Here is a 25,333-nt window from a genome sequence, read left to right on the forward strand (position 1 = left end):
GGATGGTGAGAGAATATGTACGATGTCAATAAACTGCGGGAGTACTTCCCCTCCACTACGGTCTACAAAGACCCGTCCGTTATGGCAATGTTCAAGGCGGCAAAGATAGAAGCTTTTCTGCGCGACTGGATACTAAAGCGCAAGGCGGGATCTGACGGGCGCATCGAAAACGTAGATGCTCTTAGCGAATATGTTGCTTCAATCATCCCACCAAGGAATGAAAAAGAGCGATTGGAAGACGAAGCCCGCTCTAACGGGGAAACCAGGCCATTTTTGGCCAAGGTGAATATTTCCTTTAATTCGAGTGCCAACTATTACAGCTTTGAAATTCCAGGTTTAGGCTTTACTTTTGCCCATACCATTATCGAGGACTACGTTTGGGACAGAATCAAGGATGAGCTAATTGGAGAAGCCGGCGGATGGGGGCTGATTAAACTTGGTTATATGCCACCCGAAGGAAATAAGAGAAACGGTCGTTTCACTCTACTTGATTATAAAAACTTCTGCCCCTATGAAGTAAGTTTGGACGCATTCCGTGAGGCAAGAAGCCACTTCGAAATAGAGGAGTGGGTTAACATCCTTCTCGGTGCTATTGACTATGACGCGGATGGTTTTGCACGTAAGGGATGGATAGAGACTGATATTTGGAACGCCAAACACACGATGCTAACCCGCCTGTTGCCATTCATACAGCCACGTATTAATCTCATAGAACTGGCACCTCAGCAGACCGGAAAATCATATATTTTCGGGAAAGTCGGGAAATACGGCTGGCTTTTAAGCGGTGGTAGCGTGAGCCGTACTATGTTGTTCTTGGACCGACGTTCTGGTGTAAGAGCGAAAGGTCTCGTTACCTTTAATGATTTTGTGGCAATTGATGAGGTTAAATCCATCAGTTTTACTAACGATAAAGAAATGGGTGGTATTCTCAAGGGATACATGGAAGATGGTTATACCACGGTCGGTGGAACAAGGGTTGACGGAGAAGCCGGGATTATCTTTCTTGGTAATATTGCCGTAGAAGATATGGATTCTTCAAAGAATATGCTTCATGACCTGCCTGAAATCTTCAGCGACAGCGCACTACTACAGCGTATACACGGATTTATTCCGGGACAGTTCATACCACCGCTATCTCCCAGAATGTTCATTAACAGTTGGGCTTTGAATACTGAGTATTTTACCGAGATTATGCACTTGCTTCGCAGTCCGGCTGAAACTATGCGCTATCGTGGGCTTGTAGAGGAGCTTGTCGAGGTAACAGCAAAATCAGGGGATACTTCTGGAAGAGAACAAGATGCTATTATGCGGCTCTGCACCGCATATCTAAAACTGTTTTTCCCTCATGCAGATTCTTCATTGATAAAGGACTCCACTTTCAGACAGGAATTTGACAGGTATTGTCTGACACCCGCAAAACGGATGCAGGAAACTGTACTGAAACAAATGAAGATTATCAATCCCGGTATGTTTGGTGACAAAGGCTTTGCGACATACAAGGTAAGGCAGCCGCAAATCATTCGGGAAAATGAAATGTTTGGTGATTGACGGTATGAAGAAGCAGATAAAATGCCATATTTGCGAGGTTGAAATTGACAAGAATACCATTGGCCTTAATAAGAAATTCTACGGCAGACAGGTTGTAAAATTCTTTTGTCTAAACTGCCTGTCAGAACATCTTGATATTTCCGTGGAGGATTTGCTTACCAAAGTAGAGGAATTCAAAATCCAGGGATGTACTCTATTTGAGTAGGGGGCTATAACGGAAATGGCTAATGAAATTTCATGTATAATGTCAAAGCTTTTAGCTTATAATAATAAGTTATAAATAAAAGATAGGGATTTGCCTATCTTTTATTTTAGTTTACTCCTGTACTTTTGTGGAATATAATATATATTCAAGTAATAACGGGTTGTCAAGCTGACAGACAGGCACCAAATCTTCAAAAATGAGGGAATATATTTGAAATAAATAAAGATAGGCAAGCCATATACCGGCAAATAGAATATTTAAATTACTTACATTGGTTCAATTAATGTTATTCGTGAGGATTGTTTTGTGATTCTATCATATCATTTTCTCATTATCCATGTAATATCAAGAAAGTAAAGGAGAATTAAAATGAAAACAACCGTAGATTTAGAAAACATCAAATCGCAAAGTGGACAACCATTTGGTAGCGCATATGAATGTCTTTTTGAATTAGTCGAAGATTACTACATAAGTAAACTCGACGGCAAAAAACGTATAAGAAAGGAACTTAATAACTGGGATAAAGATGCACATCTTTATATTTTTAATTCACTTTACACAAAAAATTTTACAGGCTCAATTATGATTGCAAAACTTATTACGCATTTTTAATTCATATAACCTTAATATGTTTCAATAGTCTTCTCAGTTACTGGTTTGCTTTTATATATAATAAATTTATTATCAGATCTGTAATTATTCTAACATTTATCTGACATATGCTGTAATTTCATCTATTTTCAAAGGGGCTAGATATAAATAGAAGACTTAAACCGCTGCAAATGCTATATTCTAGTATTAATGAAGTTACTTTAGAATGCCCTAGCATAACTCGAAATCAAGTGAAGACTGTGTGGGGGCTAAAGTTACAAATAGTCTCCAAGACATATTTATATTACGAACGGTAATACTAAAAAATAGAGTAATAGCAAGGATTTAGTTGGAGTATGAGAGGTTACCATAAAAAATACTTCTGATTACGGAGGAGTAAGTTTTTGTGGAAACATGGATAATAATTGAATACGTATCCGTAGCTCAGTTGGGAGAGTACGTGACTATATATATATTAGTCATTCCATTTCAATATCATGGTTAAGTTCTTTAAAAAAAGAAATGTATAAAAGTAACTTGTGTAATAAGTTGAAATTATAGAAAAACTAATTTCAGCTTATTACACAGGAATTCCGCTTGAGTTAATATATTATTCAAACGATAATGTTACGCAATTGAAGTCGTAGTACTACACGAGAATATGCTCTTTGTATAATAATGAGATATAAATAATATTTTTAGGAGAATAAAAATGAGTGGAAATAAAAATATCAGGAGAGGATATTACTACTTTAAACCCTCACCAACCCTTGATGATAAAACTAATGAGGATTTGAAAGTAAAAGGAGAAGTCATAGTTAACGCCTTTAGTAAAGCAAAACTCAGATATCTTATTAAAGAAAAAGATAGAGACAAATTTGAGGGGAATATTTTTACACCCTTTAAAGTTGAAAGACATGACTGCAATTCGCTAACCCGGAAGGATATTATTGAGTATGCTCGGTATTTGGGCTGCGCTGAAGCCATCATTAAAAGTTTAGATATAACATCTGAAGAAAACCTAATAGACTTACTCTACGATATAGCAAAGAATTATATAAATATGATTGATAGTCATACACCTGAGCCTTCAAGAACAGAAGATATTAAAACAGGCACTAATGGAATATTAATCTGTGAACCAGAAAAAAGACTTGAGCAAATGGAAACGGTTACTACAAAAAGGCATCCAAGAGATGATGAAAAAAGCTTAAGTGCCATAAAAAATGCTCAGCACTTGTGTGAGTTTGATTGTGGCCACAAATTATTTTTATCTAGTGTAACTAAGAAAAACTATGTAGAAGCTCATCACCTAGTGCCACTAGAATTCTATTATGATTTTGACTATTCACTAGACATAATAGAAAATATTGTAAGTCTATGTGTTGTATGCCATAAAAAACTGCACCATGCGATTTTTGAAGAAAAGAAAGACTTAATCAATAAATTATATACTCTAAGAAAAGAATTGCTTGCATCAAAATGCATTAACATATCTATAGAAAAATTATACGAATACTATGGTAATGAATTAGATGATTAGCCAGCATCTTTTATTTTGGTACTTTCTTCTAAGGTATCTTCTGCAAGATAATTATGCCGTCCAACTCTGATCTTTCCCCAGTAAAATTGACACATAGTTAAGCGTGTTTTCTCTTACATTCTTACCATAGCTCCGGAATTTGTATATTCCAAAATATAGTTAATATAGTCGCATTTATCCCACAGCCCTATTGACAACAAGCCTCTACATGGAATGTTGTCTGGCATCAGCGGCCATCACCCTTGCTGAACAAGGAGAAGGGCTCTGTAAGGAGTTTGATGCCCGGCTACCCAGCCTAACACCCCATGCCTCATTATCAATAGGCTTTCGCGGCATAAACGCTTAGGCAGTGCGCCCAGCATTTTTAAGGTACTCATATTCATATTCGTTTGGTGATTTATACCCTAATGATGAATGGAGGCGATAGCTATTGTAGAAGGTTTCAATATATTCAATGATAGCCTTTTTAGCTTCTTCTCTGGTTCTAAACTTTTTACCGTGGATCAAGTCCTTCTTTAAAGTTGAGAAGAATGATTCTGCACAGGAATTATCGTAGCAATTTCCTTTTCAGCTCATGCTTTGCACCATCCTATTTTCTCTTAGACAGTGTTGATACTCATAGGATGCATAATCGACTAAATGAAATGGATTACTCTCTTTCCTTCGTCTAAGAACCGTACGTGAAAGTTTCCAACTCATACGGCTCAAGCATTTCTTCACCATTTCTGGCGGCAGACAATAACTTTAATAACAGTTTTCTATGTTCATAATATTCTTTGTGGATAAATGGATTCTTAGAAATCTGCAATTTGGGGTGTCGGACGATTTGAATTCTCCTTAGGTTAATAAGACTATACTCATCCGTCATGAACAACCATCTCTTTCCATTCTTTTCGTGCCAGTATTTGTTTAGTCTCCACCATGAATTCTTGTTCGGGTGTCTGTGTTTTGCCCAACGTTGCAGTAAAATGTAAAGTGTATTGTTAGTATATGAGAAGGCATGGCTAGCGATAACATGCTTATGATAGTTTGTCCATCCTCTGACTATTTGGTTTAGCCTCCGAATTAGTTCCGATTGTGTTTAGGCTTTCATTTCTTTTAGAATAATGGTTGAACAAACATTTTTTTATCAGTGTCTTGATTGAACTCTTTGAGGGTTGTACTATCAGTTTTCCTTTGTATTTTCGAAATGTCCATCCTAGGAAATCAAAGCTTTCATCTATATGTGTAATCATTGTCTTTTCCTCAGATAAAATTAATCCTCTCTCTTTTAGGAATTGACTGACAGTTTCCTTTAGTTCTTCCGCTATTTCTTTTGTATTTGCGGTGATGATAAAGTCATCAGCATATCTCACTAGATTGACTTTCGTCTTTGCTCTGTAATGGTTTTCGATTTTCCCTTTGGAATTCCTGTGGTATTTGTTTTCAATCAGCTTTTCTAGCCCATCTAGTGTCAGGTTTGCATATATGCTTGATATTGCTCCTCCCTGTGGTGAACCTGTTTCTGTAGAAAAAAGTTCTCCTTCATATATAACCCCTGATTTTTGAATTGCTTCATTACTCTTTTATCCATAGGAATGTTTTGTAGCAGCCAATCATGGTTGATATTGTTGAAGTAGCCTTTGATATCTCCTTCTAATATCCAGGTTGGGGAACACTTTCTTGCCAGTATATTAAATATCTGTTCGCAGGCATCTTTGGCGCTCCTTCCTTTTCGGAAGCCAAAAGATATGTGATCTCCTGTAACTTCGGCTATTGGTTCTAATGCTAGTGCATATAGTGTTTGCATAACCCTATCATACATGGTCGGTATTCCTAATTGTTTCTTGTTTTTACCTTTCTTCGCTATGTATACACGTCTTAAAGGTTTTGCTCTATAGTGTCTATCTGAAAGTGACAATACTGCTTTCATTTTTGAAGCTGATGTTGACCACAATTTCTTGTCTACTCCTGAGGTATTTTTACCTTTATTCGAAGTTACTTTCTTTACTGCATAAGCTTTGGCACTTAGTGAATGTGTTAATAAGTATTGAAGTCTCTTTGTTTTGTTCGTATCTCCCTTAACTGCTGCCTTAGCGATTCTGGTTTGCAGCCTATTAACATCCTTTTGTACTTGCATCCAGTCAATGGATTCCCATTGAGTAGCTAGTACATTGTTGTATTTTAGTCTCTCGGTTTTATCCGTCGTTGAATTACTAAAATTCATAGGTTTACAATCCTTTTCCGCCAAGAAATACCATAGGATAAGTCAGCACCCTTTCGGGTTAGGGCAAAATTTGAACCCCTATCTTCTTTCATTACAAAAGTAGCATTCGCTTTTTATCCTTTTCTTCTGCCCTCTATGCCGTTTCTTTTCCTTGCGGTCAGATACCTCTTTTATTGAGGGGTATATAGGGTTTACCAAGTCCGCACAATATATAACTGTGAAAGCCTTAGGAGCCATCTTTGAACCGGGAGCACTTCATCCATTCGCATTGGTTTAACAGTTCCCCTTTGCTTGACTCCTTACCTTTTGGTCGAAGCGTATCAGCCTATTTCGCTTACTCCAGCGTAACGATTCCTACGATGATTCGCTTTACGTTCCCCATAGCTTTCTTACCCTAGCAGTTGTCCCAGTTTTAGGCTACTCGGATTTCCACATTGTCTTGTGAGCTTTCTAACCCAAACGTTACCACCTAAGCTAGTCACAATAGAGTTACCCCGAATGGATGGGGTAGCCTTTCGGCAATATATTATGCGACTTCTTGTCGCACCTGAACCCCACGATCCGAATGAAATATCAGACCTTCAGAGGGTCTTCGTCTACCAATAGCTTGCTGCAAGGCAGCCTTAGAAAGCTGAGTTGTCATGTTTTTATCCATTGACAGCCAACTATCTTACGATTGAAAAGATCTAAAACGCCGGCTAGGTACAGCCAGCCTTCCTCAGTAGAAATGTAGGTTATATCGCCTGTCCATACCTTGTTAGGCGTATCCACTGAAAAGTCTTGATTTAAGAGGTTTAAAGCGACCGGGTAATTATGCTTCGAATTTGTTGTTGCCTTATATTTTCGGCGTGACCTGGCGTATATATTGTTTTCCCTCATAACTCTAGCTACGCGGTTTTTACCACAAGTGACATTTTCTTTCTGAAGCTGGGCAGTGATGCGAAGTATGCCATAAGTCTCACGGGACTTTTTATGGATTCTCTTTATATGTTTTAATAATACCTTATTATCTTTTATACGCTGACTTTCTGGCCTGTTAAGCCATGCGTAGTAACCGCTGCGGTTAACTCCCAGTACAATGCACATCTTCTCCACACGAAATTTGAAGCGGTGATCATAAATGAATTGATACTTTACTTCGTGGGTTTTGTGAAGATGGCTACAGCTTTTTTTAAGATGGCATTCTCCTCTTCAAGATTATAGAGCCTCTTCTTTAAATCTCGGAGTTCTTTGTCTTCTGGTTTTAGATTACCTTTTCCGGGAAAGGCATTTTGGCTGTCAGCTTTATACTCCTTCACCCAGCGGCGAATAACACCTTCGTGTACATCAATTGATTGAGCTACTTCTGTTACAGGTTTTCCTTGCTCAGTTACTAGCTTTATTATTTCCTGCTTGAATTCTGCAGTATATTTTTTCCTCGGTTTAGTCATGATAGACACCCCTTTTCTTAGCTTTTATTATACCAACTTAACTGTGTGTCTATCAAATTGGGTATAGGTCACTACTTAAGTATATATATTGTAATAAATTCGTATGCAAAATAAGAGTTTAGAGTTTATTGAATACCTTTTTAGAAAGCTGGACCATTATAATTGATAGCTTAACTATGTTTGTTATCTTTAGATAAAGGACTATTTGAAGATGTAGATTGCATCTTTAAGTAGTCTTTATTATTATTTCGGACATAGTTAGCTAAAAATGTCGAAATTTGCGTGCGAAACTTGTTGATTTTTTTATAATTGAGAGAGGAAAAGTTAGGTTAAAAAAGAAATATTAAAGTATGAAAATACGTATTTCTAAGTAAGTTGTTTTGTGTATTTCGGTGCATTTATGCTGAGTCTCATAATAATCTAACCATAAGCTAGGGAGATGATATAAATGGGTGATGCTAAGAGAGATATGGGATTAGTTGTTGCATGGAAACAAGGTAATAGAGTTGCTGGAGATAAGCTTTTTTCTGAGACATATGAAAGTATACTAAAATACGTTAATTATGCTTTATGCAGTTATGTAATACCTAATAAGCAGGATGTTATTGAAGAAATTGTAGAAGAAGCATTTACGAGAGCTATCAAAAAAATTAAAGAGTATGATGGCTCAGTAACCTTCTACACATGGATTCGAGGGTTTGCATGTAACTGTATAAAAGAAAAAATCCGAGAACTAACTAAAGCGAATAATAATGAGTCTATTGATGATTATTATGATAACGAGCTGGCATATTTTGAAAGTGAATTACCGGATTTCGCTAACCCGGAATACATATTAATTAAAAAAGAAGAGTATGAAACGATACAGAAAATAATTTTATCCTTGCCAGAACATTATAGAGAAATCCTTGATTTACGCATAATAAAGGGCATGAAAAACAAAGACATAGCAGCAATGCAAGGGAAGCATGAAGATAATATTGAATCATTATTTTACAGGGCTCTAAAAGCATTTAAAGAAGAATTCAAAAAAAATATTAATTTTTTTTAATATCTGCAACGGAAATAGGTATCAAAAATCAATATGGTATTGAAAGGAGAATTAATATGATGAAAAGTATAGAAAAGCTTTTATCAATATATATTGACGAGCTTAATTCAGATAAGAAACCAGATATAGATTCATACTTAAAACAGTGTCCTATCGACCAATTAACTGAATTTCAAGAACTTATTGCATCTGTAGGAGTTTATAAAGCTTGTATAGATTCAATCTATGTAAATACAACTAAGGCAGATTCTCTATTTAGTAAACTTGAAAACATGCTAGTAGAAATGCAAAAAAGTGAGATACCTGAGAGATACGCTGCAAACTTTAGAAAAAAGAGTTTATCTCAAGAGGATCAGAAAAAGCTTTCAGACAAATTTGACAAAATATGGGATGAAGAATTTGGAGATGATGTGTAGTATGAATCGGAGTACCTTAGAAGATAGGGTAAATCCTAAACTATATGCACAAGAGCTAATACATCAATTCAATATTACTGAGCCTCCTATAGATGTTAAAAAAATAATAGCTGATCTTAAAATAAGATATAGGGAAGAAGAGTTAGGACTTATTGACTGTGATGGTAGTTTGTTGCGTAATGGTAATAAAGCAATAATTATAGTAAACAGTTCGGTTGTTCATGTGAGTAGAAGGAACTTTACAGCGGCACATGAGCTGGGTCATTACTGCATTAAGGGACACGATTGTGAAGAGTACAATTGTAGTAAGTCAGATATGGAGAGTTTTAGCTTGGCAAATAAGAGAATTGAAACTGAGGCAAATTTGTTTGCTGCGGAATTACTAATGCCAGAGCAGATATTTAGAAAAGCAACTAATAATATGCCATATACATTTGAGATTATTGAGAGAATTGCTGAGATGTTTGATGTATCATTATCAGCAGCTGCAATAAGATATATAGAATTTACTCTTGAAAAATATGCAGTAATATTCTCAATAAACAATAAGATTGCTTGGACAAAAGCCTCAAAAAGCTTTAAGTATGAACTAAGGAGTAGAGAATTAAGCAGCCATTCGTATGCATATGATGCATTCAATCCAGGTATACCTTTGCCTGACAAGTATGAACAGATATATCCTTACGCATGGATTATTGATCCGGGTGTTCCGGATGATCTTAATGTGCAGGAACATTCAATATACTTTAAAAATATGAATGCAGTCTTAACATTGATCAAAATCGTACTTCCAGAGGAAGAAGAAGATTTATATGAAGAATAACAAAACACCTATGAAAATAGGTGTTTTGTATTTAAGGGGGAATGCTTTATGATAAATGATACCAGCTAGGAAAGGTAGTAACAATAACGCAACTAATATTAAAGTATGGAGGTAAAACAATGAATAATGAGAAAAATGAAAAACCCAATGGAAACAAGCATTATAAAGTGGAAGTAAACTATATGGGTAGCGACAAGAAATATAATCACAACTATTTACCTGAGGATACTGTACTTAAGATAAAGCTTGATGCAATATCCTTTTTTGAACTAAATGCTAATCCTAATACACAAAGGCTTCAATACATAGATTGTAGCCTTAACGATGCAGATATATTGGAGAATACTCCTATGGACACTGGGAGCGACAGGAATGAATTATACTTGTTAACCAAAGAAAATCAGGATACTGATGGAGGTCGCTAATATGCATATGGAGTTTTCAAAAAAATGCTTCCATAACCAAATAGCATTTTTAGAGGCTGACCCAAAGTATAATGTGATTAGACTAAGCGATCTTAAGGCACTTGTAAGTGTACAGGCAGGTTCATACTTGCCTGTATTTCTTATAAAAGCGGATAACTTTGATTTGGAGCCCCCATTAATTGAATTTGCTGACCCTGTAACTGGTGAGCGATTAGAAGATTCCAAGTGGCCTGACAACTCACCTATTGTAAGCGGGCATACAATGTATGGACCAAAGTTTATATGCCGAAGTGGTAATCTTGCTTATCATACTTATTTAGGACATCTTACAGACGTATTTGACAAATTTAGGAATACTTTTACTATAAAAGACTTCCTGGATGAAATGGTGAGAAAAATACAAAGTGGTAGTCTTAATATGGGTACAACAGGAGGTATCTATAATGTTAGGATATGATATTAAAAAAGTAATAATCACAAAAAATGTTATTACACAAACAACAAGCTTTTTACAGCAGCAAGGGTTAAAGTGTTATGAAGGAAAGGTATACTGGATAGGGCATAAAAATAAAGACATACTTATGATTGACAGAGCAGCAATACCGAAGCAAATACCTAGAAGAACTATATTGGGTGTAAGCATAACAGTTCCTGAATCAGCTAATCTTGAAGTGGCAAGAAGTTTGAAAAATGGTGATTATATAGCAATAAAAGTGCACTCACACCCAGGAAAGGCATATATGTCAGATACAGACAAAGCAAACCCTTCTTTGAAACATGGGGGTGCAATATCTATAGTAGTGCCAAACTATGCTAGATATGGTATCGATAATCTATCTAGTTGTTCAGTATCAGAGTATCAAAATGGCAGATGGCGTGAATTAACTGCAAAAGAAATTGAAGTACGTTTTGAGATTTCTTGAGGAGGAAATTATTATGAACGATGTTATCAAATTTCTTGAACAGATTGGAGTACCTGAAAGTCTTGCTGATAGTATTAATAGGGATACTACAGTTGTTGTGAAATCAAATATGGTAGATGCTAGACAATATACATGCCAAGTATCTTTAGAAGCATCAGTAAACATGTTAGCGAGATTGTTTCCATATATAAGGCTTGAAGTAGATGATATTCCTGCAACCTATCTAAAAACAAATTTACCTTTACGCAGTTATCTAGTAGAAACTATAAAAGAAAGCTACAAATGGGAGTATACTGAAGGAAGCCCGCAGAATGAAATATATCTTGTTTTCGGGAATGAAAAGGTCGATGGAAAAGCTATATATATTGATGCTGATGGTTGGCTGTCCTATATAGGAACATCTCCTTCAAATATTCAAGAAAAGTCAAATTCATATGCTCCAATAGGGGCTGTAGTTGCAGCTTGCCTGGGTGTTAGTGAAGTTTTCAAATATATTTATAAGGACTTCATAAAAAAGGAGTTTACTTTGGTAAAAGAATGTTTATGGTTTAATACATTGACTTATAACAATAACAGGGTAAATACTCCTGTTAACCACTTAATACTAGACAAAGTAACCCTATTCGGTTGTGGTTCAGTAGGTAGCGCGTTGCTATATACTTTAGGTTTTATGCCAGATATATCTGGTAATCTGGATTTGGTCGATAGAGATGTTAAAGTAGACCATGAAAACATGCAGCGATATGTGTACTTAACATTGTCTGATATTGAGAAATTTAGAAATGTTTCTAAAGCACAATGGGCAGAAGAAAAGACCAAAACACGAATAAATAACTTGCAGATTACATCATACTCTGGCAAATCTGGAGATGTTAGAACATACCTAAATAGAAAGGATTCAATGGCAGGCATAAAATTGGCAATATCAGCTCTAGATAATGAAGAAGCAAGGATAGATGTGGCTGATTGTCTTGCTAAAAGGACAATTAATGCTGGCACAGGTGACACTACTTTAACAATATCAAGGCATGGTTTCGGAGATGGACGGGCATGTATTGCTTGTGAATATATTTCAAGCCTTCCAAACGTAAATTGGTATCAGCAAGTAGCAGCATTTACCGGGTTACATGTAGAGAGAGTAGCTACTTTACTACAAAATAGGTCTCTACTACAAAAAACTGACCTTGACGTCCTCGCATCAAAAGGAATAATAACACATGAGAGTATCGAAGCGCTTATAGGGACAGATTTATCTTCTATAGTTAGGCGTAGATTCTATGGACAAGTAGAAGTTAATGGAAATGCGAACAAAAGTGATAACAAGCCGATTACTGTTCCATTCGTATCACTTATGGCGGGGGCATTATTAGCGGGCGAACTTATTAAAGAACAGTGTGGATTAGTGAATAGCTGGGAAGAGAATAAATATAGAGTAGATATGCTAAACGTACCTTTGAACCATACTTATAGATTCTGGGCGAGAAAAAACATGGATAATAAATGCGTTTGTAAAAACTCATTTAGAATAAAGAAATTTCAGGAGATTTGGGTGAACTAGGAATATATATCATATTTCTTTATAGTTCACTGTAATATAGAGAGTTGAGTAATTAATAGGTTCTATTACTTAGTATGGAAGAAATTTTCAAACTATTTGAGAATTTGGCGGTTTTTTTCATACATTTTGAGAATTAATTTCAAACTATTTGAGAATTACCCCCCTGGAATAATGGATTTTGAGAGGAGATATTTTCAAACTTTATGAGAACTGACAACCCAGTACAGATGTCAGTTCTCAAATAGTTTGAAAAAGTACTCATGAAGTTTGAGAATGAGAGACTGACTCTATAGTAGTTAGTCTCTCAAAACTTAATGGGGGTAAGGATATGATTAAGTTATTAAGAAAGAGTTTGCTTTATAAAGACGAAAGTTTGTTAAGTTTTATATATAGACTGGCTAAAGATAATAATTGTCTACCAAAATGGCTTCTGAAGGAATATAAGTTAGATAAAGCTTATATGGATAATTCTATTAACTTTATGTATAATGATAAAAGAATGGATTTATTAGCGAGAGCTTGTGGGATAGATATTGATATCAACTAGAGTTTTGCCATCTTCTATCCTTTCATTTTCAAACTTACCCCGAAAATTCTCGAATGAATAAGTGGCGCTATATTCATGTAATATTTGTTCTTTTATATCACCCCAAATAGCCTCAGCTTATCTATCTGTTAAGCTTTTACTAGTACTTTTCATGATTTTAAGCTTCTTGCAATAAATATTTATTTTTAAGGACTTGTAATCCTTGAAACTTTGCTACAAACCTATCAGGTGATCTAATATGTACCATAATATGTTTATCTCTTTCCTTACATTTGCATAAGAAAGATTCCTTTGTAGTCTTAATAAGTTACTGTTTTGCTGTATATAGTACCTGATTCTGTACCGCCTGCTCCATTTACTGAATAGTATGTTTCCACTCTGTACTTTCCTTTTGAAACTGTATATTTTTCTGATATCGATGCTGTCGATGAGGTTGAGGATTCAGACCAGCTTTCTATGTCTTTCCATGAACCGTTTTTATAGCATTGGAGAGTGGATTGCAGATAAATACTCGTACCTGACATCTACCCTATGAGGTTCAATTCTCTGATGAAAATTCAAATCTGATATAGGGCAGTTCGTTGTTCGGGTTCGGTATTCTGCAGCATTTTGCCGTAAAATACCGGGCAGTATCCTTTAGAGAAACCAGCACCTGTGTATCACTGTTAACCTTTCTTGCCTCTACAGAATTGACATAATAGTTATTTTTACTTGAATCTAAACTGATATTTTCTAAACCTGTATTAAGAAATTCTATAACTAATTGGTTATTATCGCTGTTATATGAAGTCCTGGTTTTAGGAGCAGAAGTTGCTCCGGCAAAAAACTCAGCTTCTTTTCCTTTAGCGGGTTTGAATAGAATTTCTAATCCCGTTAAAGTAGATCTAATATCGGATAAAATTTCTCCGTCCCTATCTCCAAACTCTGTCTTTTCACTTAAGCTGAAGTATTTTGAAATGTACTCGGCAGTAAAATCACCATCATAGTTCAAAACCTCATGTACTCTTTTGCAGATGATTTCAAAGGGGAAGTCCCTGAATGAATTAATATGGGTCCTACCATCTGCAATAAAAGTAATATGGTTTTCATTGCTAATTTCTTTAAGCTCTGCATAGTTGGGACCTGTCGGAAGTATATCCCTATCACCTGTGGTCAGATTATACAGTTCAAAGGTGCTGGCATCTATGCCCTCATTGCTTTCTACAATAATATAGTTATCCTTGTATTTGGTAATTGCTATAATGTTCTTACCCGCATATTTTTTCTTAATATCCTCAACAGACAGCTTCATTTCTGTATTTGATACATTTGCCGCTTTCTGCTGGCTAAGCGAACTTTTACCTGGAAGTACCGGTACATTTGTGCATCCTGCAAATAGTGTGATCGAGGCCAAGCTGATTAATAGGGCTGCTATAACTATTTTTTTGTACATATTGTTCCCTCCTTGTATAATGTAGTCATAAACATTGATAATAAATCAGTCAACCATTTACGAATATTTCAATAAATATATTATCTAATGTTCACAACTCATAATCTAATTCTTAATTTCCCATTTCTTAATTTGGTTTTTATCAATTTTGTTTATCGGAAGCTGTTAACCAGTTAATCCGCAATGGTATAATATCTCCTGAATAGAGAAGATAGATGTTTCCCTCCTGAGTCGTAAGTAATTACATATACTCGTTAAATAGCGTATCATTCCATCAGTGAGAGTTCTGCGTTTTAGCTGGTTGGGTTTCCTATTTAGGAATTACCCGTGTCACTAACAAGGTTGCAGCTTCATTGATAGAAGTGGAATCTCTACTCTATCTCAATTTTTAGAAAAGGAGATATTTGTTATGCCAAAATACTTAAATAGTCTTGTTGTAGGTATCGATGTTGCTTCTGAATTCTCTTTTGTCGCTGTTCTTTGCCCTGATGGTAGTCAATATAGAAAGCCTTTTAAAATAGTTCATACTGCTGAAGGCTTCAACTTCTTAATTGAGCAAATAAAAAAAGCGGAAGAAGAGTTTGCCATGAAGCCTGTATTCTTCATGGAGTCCACTGGCGTGTACCATCTAACTCTTTTCCACTTTCTCAAGGATAACGGGTTTCAAGTTCTCGTTATTAATCCTCTTGTTACTAATTCTAGCAAAAACAAGAGCATTAGGAAAGTGAAAAATGATAGATTTGATGCATTATCTATCGCCAGGCTAGGCAAATATGAAGATATCAAGGTTTCGTCTGATTCAGATATCAACATGTTTACTCTTAAATTATTAATACGTGACTACTACAAGCTTGTTGATGATCGCTCAAGTTTTAAAAAAAAGCTTAATAGTTCTTTGTGCATATCTTTTAGTGGATACCAGAATCTATTTTCTGATATCTGTGGGAATGTCTCAATCAACATATTGAAAAAGTATCCTTCTCCACAAGCAGTTCTTTCAGCTCCAAAGCAAGATATCATAGATATTTTACTTCATTCAAGAAAGGGTCTTGAATGGGCTGAAAAGAGATATTCTAAGCTTATAGATTGTGCTGAAAACGCTCAGCTTGTTAGTCTTTCATCATCAAGGTTATCAATATCCATTACTACTTGTATATCACTTTTTGAAGCCATTGATGCCGAAGCTGCAAAGCTTCTTATAGAGATACAATCTTTCATCAAAAGTGACGAAATGCCTGCTGCCCTATCTAAGAATATATACTTGTTAATGTCTATACCAGGCATCGGATATATTACAGCTATTACGATATTAGCTGAGATTGGCAGCATCGATAAATTCGTCTCTCCTAAGCAACTTGTAGCTTTCTTTGGAGTTGATCCTGCTGTTAATGAATCAGGTAATTTTAAAGGTGATAGCGTCAAAATGTCCAAACGTGGTACAAGGCTTGGTAGAAGAGCTCTTTACGCTGCCGCATTGGCCTCTATCAGAACTAAACGTAATGGAGAAGCCATGAATCAAATCCTGCTTAAATACTACCAAGAAAACCTCAAAGGAAAGAAAGCAAAGGTTGCTTTAGTTGCTATTATGCATAAGCTTATCAAATATCTATTTGCGATTTTAAGAGACCAGCAAGAGTATCAAGTGAGAGACCCTAAAATACACCAGGAAATGTTCTTGAAGAACGCCAACAAGCAAGTAGCTTAGCAGGCTCCTTCTGTATTTCTTTCTTATCATTGTTTGTGTTTTTTAATGATTTTTTTGTCATACCCAAAAATAGAATTAAAGTTTTCAAAAATAATTGTTGACTTTAATTAGCTGGTCTATAACACACAGAAGTAAGTAGATCTGTTTCTCAGCATATGGGATTAGACTGATCATAAGTCTTCATAGCTCCATATAATTATGTAATTTGTTGAAGGGTTATGTCAAAGTCTAAAAATAATTTCCAATCAGTGCCATTCCAAAAGCAAGAGTAAAGGGCTTTTAGATTCTTGTCTAAACGGTTGCTGGTATGCGCACTTATATATATTTCTGAGAAATCTGTTGCATTATTTCCATTTGTGTCATCTACTTTAGTTATAAACATTACGTGGCCTGGCATATAAACATAATCTCCGATAGCGGTTATGTCTGGTGCTGCGTACGACTTGCCATGTATTCCGTATTTGCTACTTTTTTCATTACTTATTATATAGGATTTAAAGGCACTTGCGCTTGTCCATTTAGCAGACGATTTCGATGTATTGCAATACCAATCATTAGTCATTGGATATGTGATTGTACTGGTATCAGTACCTCCAAAACCACTCCATAAACATTGTGAAACATAGCTCTGGCAGTCTTTTTTCCCATCTCAGTTTCATGATCAATAAGGTCGTTTAATATGTTCATTTTGTCAGCATCATGGTATTTTACACTTTCAAGCTGAGCTGCTATATAGCTTTCTATAGTTTGTTTTATTGAATCCTCTGTGTTAACATTTGTAACATCGTTACCTGCGAATGAAATACTATGAAGTACTGCCACTAATACAATAATTACGCAAATTACTTTTAGCCCTCTCTTTACCCATAAATTTTTTAACATAGCTTTTCCTCCCTTGGTATAAATTTTAGTTTTGTTATAATGACTATTGGCATTAATTTCATTGCCTTGAAATGATAAAAGTCATCGGAATCACCCCCTATAATTTACCTTTCTATATATTAAGACAAATTAACTAGTACTTTTGTGAAATGAAAAAATTTTTTCAAAATCTACCAGCACAGGGAATAATATTTTGCAGGAAACCCTTGAAACTCCAGTTCTTCCAGCTTTACTCCTTCCGTATTTATATGGGCGGAAACATCCCTGATGCGTATCTGCTCGTAGGATATATTGTCAGTTCCTTTATCATAAACAAGTAAAACAATACCATCCAAGTCCTCATCCACGAGCTTAAATCCTTCCGGGATGTAGGTTGGTACGGATTGGCGAAAAGCCGTATCATCTGCAGTATTTTCCGAGCCGTTAAAGAAAATATGAGTGAATTGCTCATATACTTCATGAACAAATTCAAAGATTTTTGACCGTACGGGCGGTACGGCCATAGCAGTAGCAGATAGCAATATCAAAACGGCGACAATCCCGGCCAACAGTCTTTTTCGCACATTAGCCTCGCTGATACCCAGCATACCGGCAATCTCTTTGTTGGAAAATCCCTGAACATATTTTAAAGTCAGTGTGCCCCGATACAAATCTGGCAGCTTTAGGTTTATCTGCCTTAGGGATTGCCCATACCTTGTTTAAACGGATTACGCCCTTGATGAGGTTTTCTACACACAGCTTTTGTATTCTGCGCTCAGTGATACCCCATTTTTGTGCAGCTTCCTTGACAGATATATAATCCATAACAACCCATCTATATCAATTTAAAAAGCAGAAATTAATTATGATATCATTATATAAGTTATAACGGATAATCACAATTCTAAGCAGCTGTAGCCACTCAAAATGAATTATCTGAAAATAAGTGCCAGGGAAAGCTCCGAAAAAGTAGAATGCGCGAATAAATAGACATCATAATTTATATATACTCACATGCACTTTCCTAAACCTTCCTAAAAATTCTTCAATACTATATAAAACATGATTAAAATTAGCTTATTACTTTTTATTACCAATGAGTAATTCTCGTAACTGTATTATCATAATATCAATGAGTCCAAAAGGCGCTGAATGTAAATTAACCGATGAACAACTATTCGAGGTAACAGAGGCATTAAAACAATCACCGAGAGATTATGGATTTAATAAGAGTAATTGGACAATGTCCCTTCTGAAAAAATGGATAAACCGTGAATTCCATGTTAACTATGCAGTTGCAAGCTTATACGATCTGGTACACAGGCTCGGATTTTCCATGCAACGACCTAAGAAGCAATCCAAAAGATATTCCTATTGGATTAAAAATAAAGGTTATTAGAGAAGCAAGGGGATTAAGCCAGATTGGAGCCATAATATCGTACAAGGCAAAACTTACGATACTGCTGAATCCAATGGCTTATTTTTATATGAAAAGATCCAGGATAAGCTTCGACTGCAAGCTTTTAAGCAGTCAGTTGTCAATGAAGATTTACCTTTAAACCGCTATGGAAAAGAATATTATGCTTATCATGGTCATAAATTGGTCATTTTACCGGAGAGGAAAGACCAGCTTCCTGACCCATATTATTTGGGATGGTATAATGAGAATGTTTACCTTGGATAGATAGTGATTTGCATTTTAAGTAAACATTGCTTGTGCTATGAAGCTACTTGTCTTATATTAGTTTTGGCGAGATCAAATGCCAAAAGTATGGCAAAGATATATTAAATATAGTAAAGAAATATAGGTAAGATGACTCAAATAAAAATAGAAACAGAAATATTTAAAAGAGCTATAGAAATACATGAAAGGTAATAATTATTCTACACCAACCCTGCAGGGCATTTGCAGGGTTGGTTCTATTTCGCTACCTTTAGATAAGGATGATCTCTGATAAATTCCTCCAAAAGCTCCTGAAATATTTTTAAAGCTTTAATACTGCTGGGCTTTGGATGCCTATGAACTACTTTATAATAGATGCGTTCATCGGGAGGCACCAGCAGCTCTGATATATTGACAGGCTGTCTGTTCTTAAAAGCATGAGCTATGTTTGTCGGGACTATTGCCCAAGTGTTGGGTATGTTTATAAACTGAAGTATAAGCCCGGCGGTATCTACAGTAATTTTTTTGGGCTCTGCAGGGTCCCACCAATAATCATGCCATACCTGAAAGTTTGGCCCCCAGTCTGAGAAAATTTCATTCTTTACATCCAAATCCTGGGGGTGAACTTTATCCTTATAATGTGAATTGGCAGAACTGCTTACTAAAACCATTCCTTCGCTGAATACCGGCTCGCCTAATAGGCTGTTGCTTCTGATCAAGCGTGAAGTCAGGCCTATATCAATATCATATGATTCCAACAAATCAAATACCTGAATGGATGAATGAGAGCTTATATCCATTGTAAGCGGCGTCCCATTGCTCATCATTTGATTTAACAGAGCTGATAATACATAAATATTTATGCTGTCTACAGCTCCGATATTCAATCTAAGAGGAGGCTCTTTGCTTATCCATGTGTGAGTATCCTTCTCTAAAGCCGTCCAGCGCTTAGCGATCATTATGAATTCTTCCCCCTTTGGGGTCAATTCCACTAATTTCTTGCCTGGCTGCCTTTTTAACAATGTGGTATTCAATTCTTTTTCCAGGGAGTTTAAACGAGCGCTTATTGTGGATTGTGATACAAATAATTTTTCCGATGCCTTTGACAAGCTCTGAGTTTCAACTATAGTAAGAAATGTTTTGATATTTAGTATATCCATAACCCACCTCCGGAAATATCTATGCAATAGATATTATATAGCAAAATGATTCATTTTTCAAATAATTCCTATTATGATATAGTGATAAATAAATAACAAACAATGTTTAATCATGCTATAAATGTACATTTAGCCTAAATTGATGGAGCATGTAATGAATAAACCCATATATTAGAAAAGTTAATATTTAATTATAAATAATGGGTTTTTATGTTTTGTAAAATGATTATCATAAAATGTTCAAGAAATTTATTGATAGGGAGTGGTATCAATTAAAAAGCCGATTCAAATGATGATTGGACCGACAGCTATACCTGACAGAGTTCTGAGAGCTATGAATCATATATCCATATCTCACCGATCCAAGGAATATTCTGCCGTCCATGAAAGAGTAACAACAAATTTAAAAAGAGTTTTAAATACAGAGAATGAAGTATTGATATTGACCTCATCCGGGACCGGAGCGATGGAAGCAGTCATTCTCAACTGTTTTTCTCCCGGAGATGAAATAGTGGTTCCGGTCATAGGCAAGTTCAGCGAGCAATATGCTCAGATGGCTGAAATTTATGGCCTGAAAGTAAAACGAGTGATGTTTGAATATGGCAGGACTGCCGATGTGGAAATAGTGATGAAAGAAGTAACAAGCTCGACCAAGGGCGTATTTGTAGTTCACAATGAAAGCTCTACAGGTATATATAATGATATAGAAGCCTTTGGAAAAGCTTTAAAGGATACAAATGCGCTGTTAGTAGCAGATTCTGTCAGCGGGCTGGGCGGACTTGAAATCAGAATGGGTGAATGGAATATAGATGTGGTGCTGACAAGCTCTCAAAAAGCATTGATGTCTCCGGCAGGCTTAGCATTTGTTGCACTTAGTGAAAAGGCCTGGAGCAAAGTAGAATGCTCAAGCTTTCCCAAGTACTATTTCGATTTTAAGATAGCCAGGAAATTCAATGAGATTCACCAAACTCTGACAACACCTGGAGTATATACGTTATTCGCAGTTGACGAAGCTTTAAAGATGATCTTTGAAGAGGGTCTGGAAAACATTTATATAAGGAATAAAAATAACACCGAACTGCTATTGGAAGGCATAAAGGAAACAGGCTTGAATTTACTTGCTAAGGATGAGAAATTTGCTTCACCCACTTTAACTGCAGTGCATGTGCCCGGAAAATCTAAATATTTTATCAGTGAATTAGCAAAAAGAGATGTCATTGTAGGAGGAGGAATGCCTCCGTTGACAGAGGATGTATTCAGGGTGGGCACCATGGGCTATGTATCAAAAAATGACGTAACGGTATTTTTACATGAGCTGAAAGATGTGGTTAAAAGCCTGAATCTATAAATAAAGGACAATATACGATGACATAAAAGAACAAAAAGGGAAGGGATGAAGGGAGGTAAAAATAGTGGAAAAAGAACAAAAAGGGTCCAAATATTCTTTACTGATCATTGTAAGTATTCTGATGTCTGCATTCCATATCTATACTGCTCTGTTCGGCGTACTTACAGCACTATGGCAAAGAAGCATACATCTTTGCTTCGGAATGTTGATTACATTCATGCTGCAATCGGAAAAAGCTACCGGCAAGGTAAAGAAATCCATAAATATGTTGCTGGCTGCAGTGAGCTTAGTTTCAGTAGCATTTTTTATCTGGGATTTTAATGGCATTGTTCAAAGATTTTCACAGCCGAATACCAGTGATATGGTCATCGGAGTTCTATTGATGCTATTAACCTTGGAGTTTGCAAGGAGAAATGTAGGAGGTATTCTTCCGGGAATTGCAGTAGTATTCTTATTATATGCCATGCTTGGTCCTTATTTGCCTGGAATGCTTTGGCATAGAGGATATGACCTGGAGCGTATAATCACACAAGTTTCATTGAGTACTGAAGGAATATTTGGAGTCTCCTTAGGAGTATCGGCAAACTATATATTTATATTTGTTTTGTTCGGCTCCATATTATCAGTAACTGATATAGGCAAGTTTTATATCGATTTGGCAATTAAGGGAGTTGGAAAAGGAACGGGAGGGCCGGCCAAAGCCGCAGTAGTTTCAAGCTCCTTGTTTGGAAGCATATCCGGTAGTGCCGTAGCTAATGTTGTCGGCACAGGAGTCATAACAATTCCATTAATGAAATCTACCGGCTACAAGCCGGAATTCGCAGGAGCCGTAGAAGCCGTAGCATCTACCGGAGGGCAGATAATGCCGCCGATGATGGGAGCCGCTGCTTTTATAATGGCGGAAATTTTAGGAATCCCATATTACAAAGTGGCGCTTGGAGCTTTGATCCCTGCCCTGATATATTATGGTTCGGTCTTTGCAATGGTTCATTTCAGGGCCAAGCGAAGCGGATTGACTGGTATAGATACAAGCTATTTGCCCAGCATCAAGGAAATGATTAAATCAAAGGGAATCCTGCTGGTACCAATACTGCTGTTGATCGTGCTGCTGGTTTTTGTACAAATGTCCGCCATGAAGGCTTCCATATATACTGTAATAGCCACACTATTAATAGCGGCTGTGTTTTCGGGCATGAGAATAAAAGAATTAATAGCTGCTTTTGAAGATGCTGCCAAAACATCAGTTGTTGTAATTTCTTCTACAGCTTGTGCAGGAATCATTGTTGCCATGATTAATTTAACAGGTATTGGTCTCAAATTCTCTAATTTGATGCTTTCCATGGCGGGACAGAATGTTTTGCTCATTCTCTTACTGTTGATGCTTGCCAGCTTACTGATGGGAATGGGCCTGCCTACTACACCATGCTATTTGATATTGGCCGTATTGGGAGCACCGGCATTGATCAGGCTCGGAGTCGAACCATTAGCGGCCCATATGTTTGTATTCTATTTTGGATGCATATCCATGATAACGCCGCCTGTGGCCCTGGCGGTCTATGCCGCCACAAGCATAGCGGAGTCGGATTACTGGAAGACGGCCTTCCATGCTTTAACTCTTGGGATATCTGCTTTCATAGTGCCTTTTATGTTCGTATACAACCCTTCATTATTATGGATCGGAAGCCCGCTTACTATAGCTGTTACAGGTATTACTGCAATGCTGGGAGCGATTTTATTGGGCTCAGGCTTATCAGGCTGGTTCCTTGCAGAAGCAAACGCAGTTGAAAGAATTTTGCTGATAGCTTCGGGATTCCTGTTAATCGATCCTGCTGCGTTGACAAACTATTTGGGATTAGCCGGACTGGCAGTGGTATTAATTATGCAGAGAAAGAAAAAGCCGCAGGAAACACTTAAGGCACAGTAAAGCAAATATAATAAAATATCCACACAAACAAAAGTGTATTATGAGGAGGAGTATTATGAAAATTCGTCGGAAGCTTTTAATGTCTTTGGTTTTAGTCTTAATAGCAGCAAGTTTAATGGGTTGTGCTCAAAAAGCAGAAGCCCCTGCAAATGGGGATTCAGGGAAATTGGAAATTAAACAGATTTCAATTGGAGGAGCCGGCACATCCGGAACATTTTATATAATGGCAGCAGGTTTTTCTGATGTCATCAATAAGAAATTAGGAATAAACTCTGTTGCAGAAGTGACAGGCGGCTCTGTAGAAAACCTTAAGCTGATTGGTGATAAGAAAATAGAAATGGGAGTAACTCAGGTTGATGTAGCTCAAAATGCATTGGCCGGGCAAAAACAATTTGATAAGCCTGTTGGTGTAACAGCTGTTCTGCCCATGTATCCCAATGTTGTTCAGATTGTTACATTAAAAGATTCGCCGATAAACAGCTTTCAAGATTTGAAAGGCAAAAAGGTTTCCGTAGGCTCGCCGGGAAGCGGAATATTGGCAACCAATGAAGTGATATTAAAGACTCTGGGATTATCTATGGAAGACATACTACCTCAATACCTGTCATTTGGCGAGACTACAGATGCATTCAGAGATGGTTCCATTGATGCGGCAATAGTTAATACAGCAGCACCTGCACCTTGGATAGTAGACCTGGAAACAACGCATCCGGTTAAATTTATACCATTGACTTCTGAAGAAATCGGGAAATTTACAGCCGAGCCATATTATGTAGAAGCTGTCATAGAAAAGGATGCCTATAAATCATTAGATGCAGATATACCCACATTTGCAGTTTGGATCACTTTGGTATGCCAGCCGGATCTTTCTGAAGATGCAGTTTATAATGTAGTCAAAGCAATATTTGAAAATGGAGAAAACTTAAAAGACGTTCACTCAGTTGCAAAATATATTACATTGGACAATGTTAAAAACATAGGCGGAGTTCCTTATCATCCGGGAGCAATTAAGTATTATAAAGAAAAGGGAATTGAAGTTCCTGCAAATTAATTTCTCATATAGCTAAGAATAATTTTAAAGGAGGAAGCCTAGTGACTAAGAAAAGAAGAGTAGGCTTAATAGGCGCCGGTACTATAGGAGGCTTTGTACTGGACAATGTTATGGCAGGCAAGGTTGGCAATGCCGAAATCGTAGTAGTATGCGGCCGTTCGGAGCATTCAAAGGGAAGAGATAAGGTTGCTGAATACGGACTTCCCTGGATAACAGATACGGAAGAGCTTTTCAACTATGACCTGGATGCGGTAGTAGAAGTGGCTTCCCAGGAGGCTTTGGAAGCCGTCGGCGAGAAAATATTGAGGGCAGGCATAGACCTGGTGCCCCTTAGCCTTGGAGCCTTCGTAGACGGAGATTTGCTGGAAAGATTGATAGCCGCTGCTACGGAAGGCGGAAGCATACTTCATGTAGCCTCAGGCGGAATCGGCTCTTTAGACGCCCTTCAAGCTGCAGTAATATTCGGTGTAGATAAGGTTACAATGACAACCCGCAAACCTCCGGAGGCTTGGAAGAATATACCCTATGTAGATGCAATGAACTTAGATTTAGACAATATGAAAGAGCCATACTTATTATATGAAGGGCCGGCAAGAGATTGTGTAAAGATATTCCCGCAGAATATAAACATCGCTGCTGCCTTAAGTATGGCAGGAATAGGATTTGAAAAGACGATCATCCGTATTTTTGCCGATTCCAATGTAGAATACAATACACATGAAATCTATGTTGAGGGCAAAGCAGGGAAATATAGGATAACCTTTGAAAATGTTCCTGTTGCTTCAAATCCCAAGACAACATATCAAGCTTGCTTAAGTATTTTGGCTGCATTACAGAAGCTAAGAAATCCATTCCATATGGGAACTTAGAGGAAACACAAATCTTCAGGATTAAGAAGCTATACAATATTAGCTTCTTAATTC

26 protein-coding genes and 3 pseudogenes are annotated in these 25,333 nt (G+C 36.7%); 18 read left to right on the plus strand and 11 right to left on the minus strand.

What is annotated here, in order from left to right:
• The first annotated feature begins 15 nt into the window (after positions 1-15).
• The 4 genes from AC4HCY_RS07205 (at position 16) to AC4HCY_RS07220 (ending at position 3,887) form a co-directional block, all read left to right on the plus strand.
• Positions 16-1,548, plus strand: a complete 1,533-nt coding sequence (locus tag AC4HCY_RS07205) for a BREX system Lon protease-like protein BrxL (RefSeq protein ID WP_491095710.1) — start codon at positions 16-18, stop codon at positions 1,546-1,548.
• 4 nt (positions 1,549-1,552) lie between these two features.
• Entirely contained in the window at positions 1,553-1,753 is a 201-nt protein-coding gene (locus AC4HCY_RS07210) for a hypothetical protein (protein WP_491095711.1), read from the plus strand.
• A 369-nt stretch (positions 1,754-2,122) separates the two neighbouring features.
• Positions 2,123-2,365 (plus strand): hypothetical protein, encoded by a 243-nt coding sequence (locus tag AC4HCY_RS07215; protein ID WP_491095712.1) that lies wholly within the window; start codon positions 2,123-2,125, stop codon positions 2,363-2,365.
• A gap of 691 nt (positions 2,366-3,056) precedes the next feature.
• Positions 3,057-3,887, plus strand: a complete 831-nt coding sequence (locus AC4HCY_RS07220) for an HNH endonuclease (RefSeq protein ID WP_491095713.1) — start codon at positions 3,057-3,059, stop codon at positions 3,885-3,887.
• 342 nt (positions 3,888-4,229) lie between these two features.
• Here AC4HCY_RS07220 and AC4HCY_RS07225 read toward each other — a convergent pair.
• The 5 genes and pseudogenes from AC4HCY_RS07225 to AC4HCY_RS07245 form a co-directional block, all read right to left on the minus strand.
• Positions 4,230-4,523, minus strand: a pseudogene (locus AC4HCY_RS07225) (IS3 family transposase); the annotation flags it as partial.
• A gap of 31 nt (positions 4,524-4,554) precedes the next feature.
• Positions 4,555-4,953, minus strand: coding sequence for a group II intron maturase-specific domain-containing protein (locus AC4HCY_RS07230; RefSeq protein WP_491096092.1), 399 nt, complete (start codon positions 4,951-4,953; stop codon positions 4,555-4,557).
• Positions 4,907-5,437, minus strand: a complete 531-nt coding sequence (locus AC4HCY_RS07235; RefSeq protein ID WP_491096093.1) for a reverse transcriptase domain-containing protein — start codon at positions 5,435-5,437, stop codon at positions 4,907-4,909. The genes AC4HCY_RS07230 and AC4HCY_RS07235 overlap by 47 nt, the downstream gene beginning before the upstream one ends.
• Entirely contained in the window at positions 5,341-6,093 is a 753-nt protein-coding gene (locus AC4HCY_RS07240) for a reverse transcriptase N-terminal domain-containing protein (protein ID WP_491095714.1), read from the minus strand. The genes AC4HCY_RS07235 and AC4HCY_RS07240 overlap by 97 nt, the downstream gene beginning before the upstream one ends.
• 547 nt (positions 6,094-6,640) lie before the next feature.
• A pseudogene (locus AC4HCY_RS07245) lies at positions 6,641-7,523 on the minus strand (IS3 family transposase); the annotation flags it as partial.
• A gap of 448 nt (positions 7,524-7,971) precedes the next feature.
• Between AC4HCY_RS07245 and AC4HCY_RS07250 the strand changes: the two are divergent.
• From AC4HCY_RS07250 to AC4HCY_RS07285, 8 genes are all read left to right on the plus strand, one after another.
• Positions 7,972-8,574: an RNA polymerase sigma factor gene (locus AC4HCY_RS07250; RefSeq protein WP_491095715.1), complete on the plus strand. Its 603-nt coding sequence runs from the start codon at positions 7,972-7,974 to the stop codon at positions 8,572-8,574.
• Between the two features lie 56 nt (positions 8,575-8,630).
• Positions 8,631-8,990, plus strand: coding sequence for a hypothetical protein (locus tag AC4HCY_RS07255; RefSeq protein WP_491095716.1), 360 nt, complete (start codon positions 8,631-8,633; stop codon positions 8,988-8,990).
• On the plus strand, positions 8,980-9,813 hold the full coding sequence (locus AC4HCY_RS07260) for an ImmA/IrrE family metallo-endopeptidase (RefSeq protein WP_491096094.1): 834 nt from the start codon (positions 8,980-8,982) through the stop codon (positions 9,811-9,813). The genes AC4HCY_RS07255 and AC4HCY_RS07260 overlap by 11 nt, the downstream gene beginning before the upstream one ends.
• A gap of 119 nt (positions 9,814-9,932) precedes the next feature.
• Positions 9,933-10,238, plus strand: a complete 306-nt coding sequence (locus AC4HCY_RS07265) for a hypothetical protein (protein ID WP_491095717.1) — start codon at positions 9,933-9,935, stop codon at positions 10,236-10,238.
• A gap of 1 nt (position 10,239) precedes the next feature.
• Positions 10,240-10,695: a hypothetical protein gene (locus tag AC4HCY_RS07270; protein WP_491095718.1), complete on the plus strand. Its 456-nt coding sequence runs from the start codon at positions 10,240-10,242 to the stop codon at positions 10,693-10,695.
• Entirely contained in the window at positions 10,682-11,161 is a 480-nt protein-coding gene (locus AC4HCY_RS07275; protein WP_491095719.1) for a hypothetical protein, read from the plus strand. Before AC4HCY_RS07270 ends, AC4HCY_RS07275 begins: the two co-directional genes overlap by 14 nt.
• Positions 11,162-11,174: 13 nt before the next feature.
• Complete coding sequence (locus tag AC4HCY_RS07280; protein ID WP_491095720.1) at positions 11,175-12,719, plus strand: ThiF family adenylyltransferase; 1,545 nt, start codon at positions 11,175-11,177, stop codon at positions 12,717-12,719.
• 328 nt (positions 12,720-13,047) lie between these two features.
• Positions 13,048-13,266: a hypothetical protein gene (locus AC4HCY_RS07285; protein ID WP_491095721.1), complete on the plus strand. Its 219-nt coding sequence runs from the start codon at positions 13,048-13,050 to the stop codon at positions 13,264-13,266.
• Between the two features lie 538 nt (positions 13,267-13,804).
• Here the strand turns inward: AC4HCY_RS07285 and AC4HCY_RS07290 are convergent.
• The gene (locus tag AC4HCY_RS07290; protein WP_491095722.1) at positions 13,805-14,698 is read right to left on the minus strand and encodes an AMIN domain-containing protein; all 894 of its coding nucleotides are present in this window, start codon (positions 14,696-14,698) and stop codon (positions 13,805-13,807) included.
• Positions 14,699-15,107: 409 nt separating this feature from the next.
• Here AC4HCY_RS07290 and AC4HCY_RS07295 point away from each other — a divergent pair, with 409 nt between their 5' ends.
• Entirely contained in the window at positions 15,108-16,403 is a 1,296-nt protein-coding gene (locus AC4HCY_RS07295) for an IS110 family RNA-guided transposase (protein ID WP_491094688.1), read from the plus strand.
• Positions 16,404-16,599: 196 nt separating this feature from the next.
• Here AC4HCY_RS07295 and AC4HCY_RS07300 read toward each other — a convergent pair.
• From AC4HCY_RS07300 to AC4HCY_RS07315, 4 genes and pseudogenes are all read right to left on the minus strand, one after another.
• Positions 16,600-16,986: pseudogene (locus AC4HCY_RS07300) on the minus strand (amidase domain-containing protein); the annotation flags it as partial.
• Entirely contained in the window at positions 16,962-17,285 is a 324-nt protein-coding gene (locus tag AC4HCY_RS07305; RefSeq protein WP_491095723.1) for a hypothetical protein, read from the minus strand. The pseudogene AC4HCY_RS07300 and the gene AC4HCY_RS07305, both read right to left, overlap by 25 nt.
• 170 nt (positions 17,286-17,455) lie before the next feature.
• Positions 17,456-17,935: a sigma factor-like helix-turn-helix DNA-binding protein gene (locus tag AC4HCY_RS07310; RefSeq protein ID WP_491095724.1), complete on the minus strand. Its 480-nt coding sequence runs from the start codon at positions 17,933-17,935 to the stop codon at positions 17,456-17,458.
• Complete coding sequence (locus AC4HCY_RS07315; protein ID WP_491096164.1) at positions 17,850-18,089, minus strand: DNA-binding protein; 240 nt, start codon at positions 18,087-18,089, stop codon at positions 17,850-17,852. The genes AC4HCY_RS07310 and AC4HCY_RS07315 overlap by 86 nt, the downstream gene beginning before the upstream one ends.
• A 307-nt stretch (positions 18,090-18,396) precedes the next feature.
• Here AC4HCY_RS07315 and AC4HCY_RS07320 point away from each other — a divergent pair, with 307 nt between their 5' ends.
• Complete coding sequence (locus tag AC4HCY_RS07320; protein WP_491095725.1) at positions 18,397-18,663, plus strand: helix-turn-helix domain-containing protein; 267 nt, start codon at positions 18,397-18,399, stop codon at positions 18,661-18,663.
• Positions 18,664-19,184: 521 nt separating this feature from the next.
• Here AC4HCY_RS07320 and AC4HCY_RS07325 read toward each other — a convergent pair.
• Complete coding sequence (locus AC4HCY_RS07325) at positions 19,185-20,087, minus strand: LysR family transcriptional regulator (protein ID WP_491095726.1); 903 nt, start codon at positions 20,085-20,087, stop codon at positions 19,185-19,187.
• A 289-nt stretch (positions 20,088-20,376) separates the two neighbouring features.
• Here AC4HCY_RS07325 and AC4HCY_RS07330 point away from each other — a divergent pair, with 289 nt between their 5' ends.
• The 4 genes from AC4HCY_RS07330 to AC4HCY_RS07345 all read left to right on the plus strand — a co-directional run bounded on the left by AC4HCY_RS07330 (position 20,377) and on the right by AC4HCY_RS07345 (position 25,279).
• The gene (locus AC4HCY_RS07330; protein WP_491095727.1) at positions 20,377-21,435 is read left to right on the plus strand and encodes a pyridoxal-phosphate-dependent aminotransferase family protein; all 1,059 of its coding nucleotides are present in this window, start codon (positions 20,377-20,379) and stop codon (positions 21,433-21,435) included.
• 64 nt (positions 21,436-21,499) lie between these two features.
• Entirely contained in the window at positions 21,500-23,359 is a 1,860-nt protein-coding gene (locus AC4HCY_RS07335; protein WP_491095728.1) for a TRAP transporter permease, read from the plus strand.
• Between the two features lie 55 nt (positions 23,360-23,414).
• Entirely contained in the window at positions 23,415-24,410 is a 996-nt protein-coding gene (locus AC4HCY_RS07340; protein ID WP_491095729.1) for a TAXI family TRAP transporter solute-binding subunit, read from the plus strand.
• A gap of 41 nt (positions 24,411-24,451) precedes the next feature.
• Positions 24,452-25,279: an aspartate dehydrogenase gene (locus AC4HCY_RS07345; RefSeq protein WP_491095730.1), complete on the plus strand. Its 828-nt coding sequence runs from the start codon at positions 24,452-24,454 to the stop codon at positions 25,277-25,279.
• The last annotated feature ends 54 nt before the right edge of the window (positions 25,280-25,333 follow it).

Source organism: Lutispora sp. QWL-02, assembly GCF_058315355.1.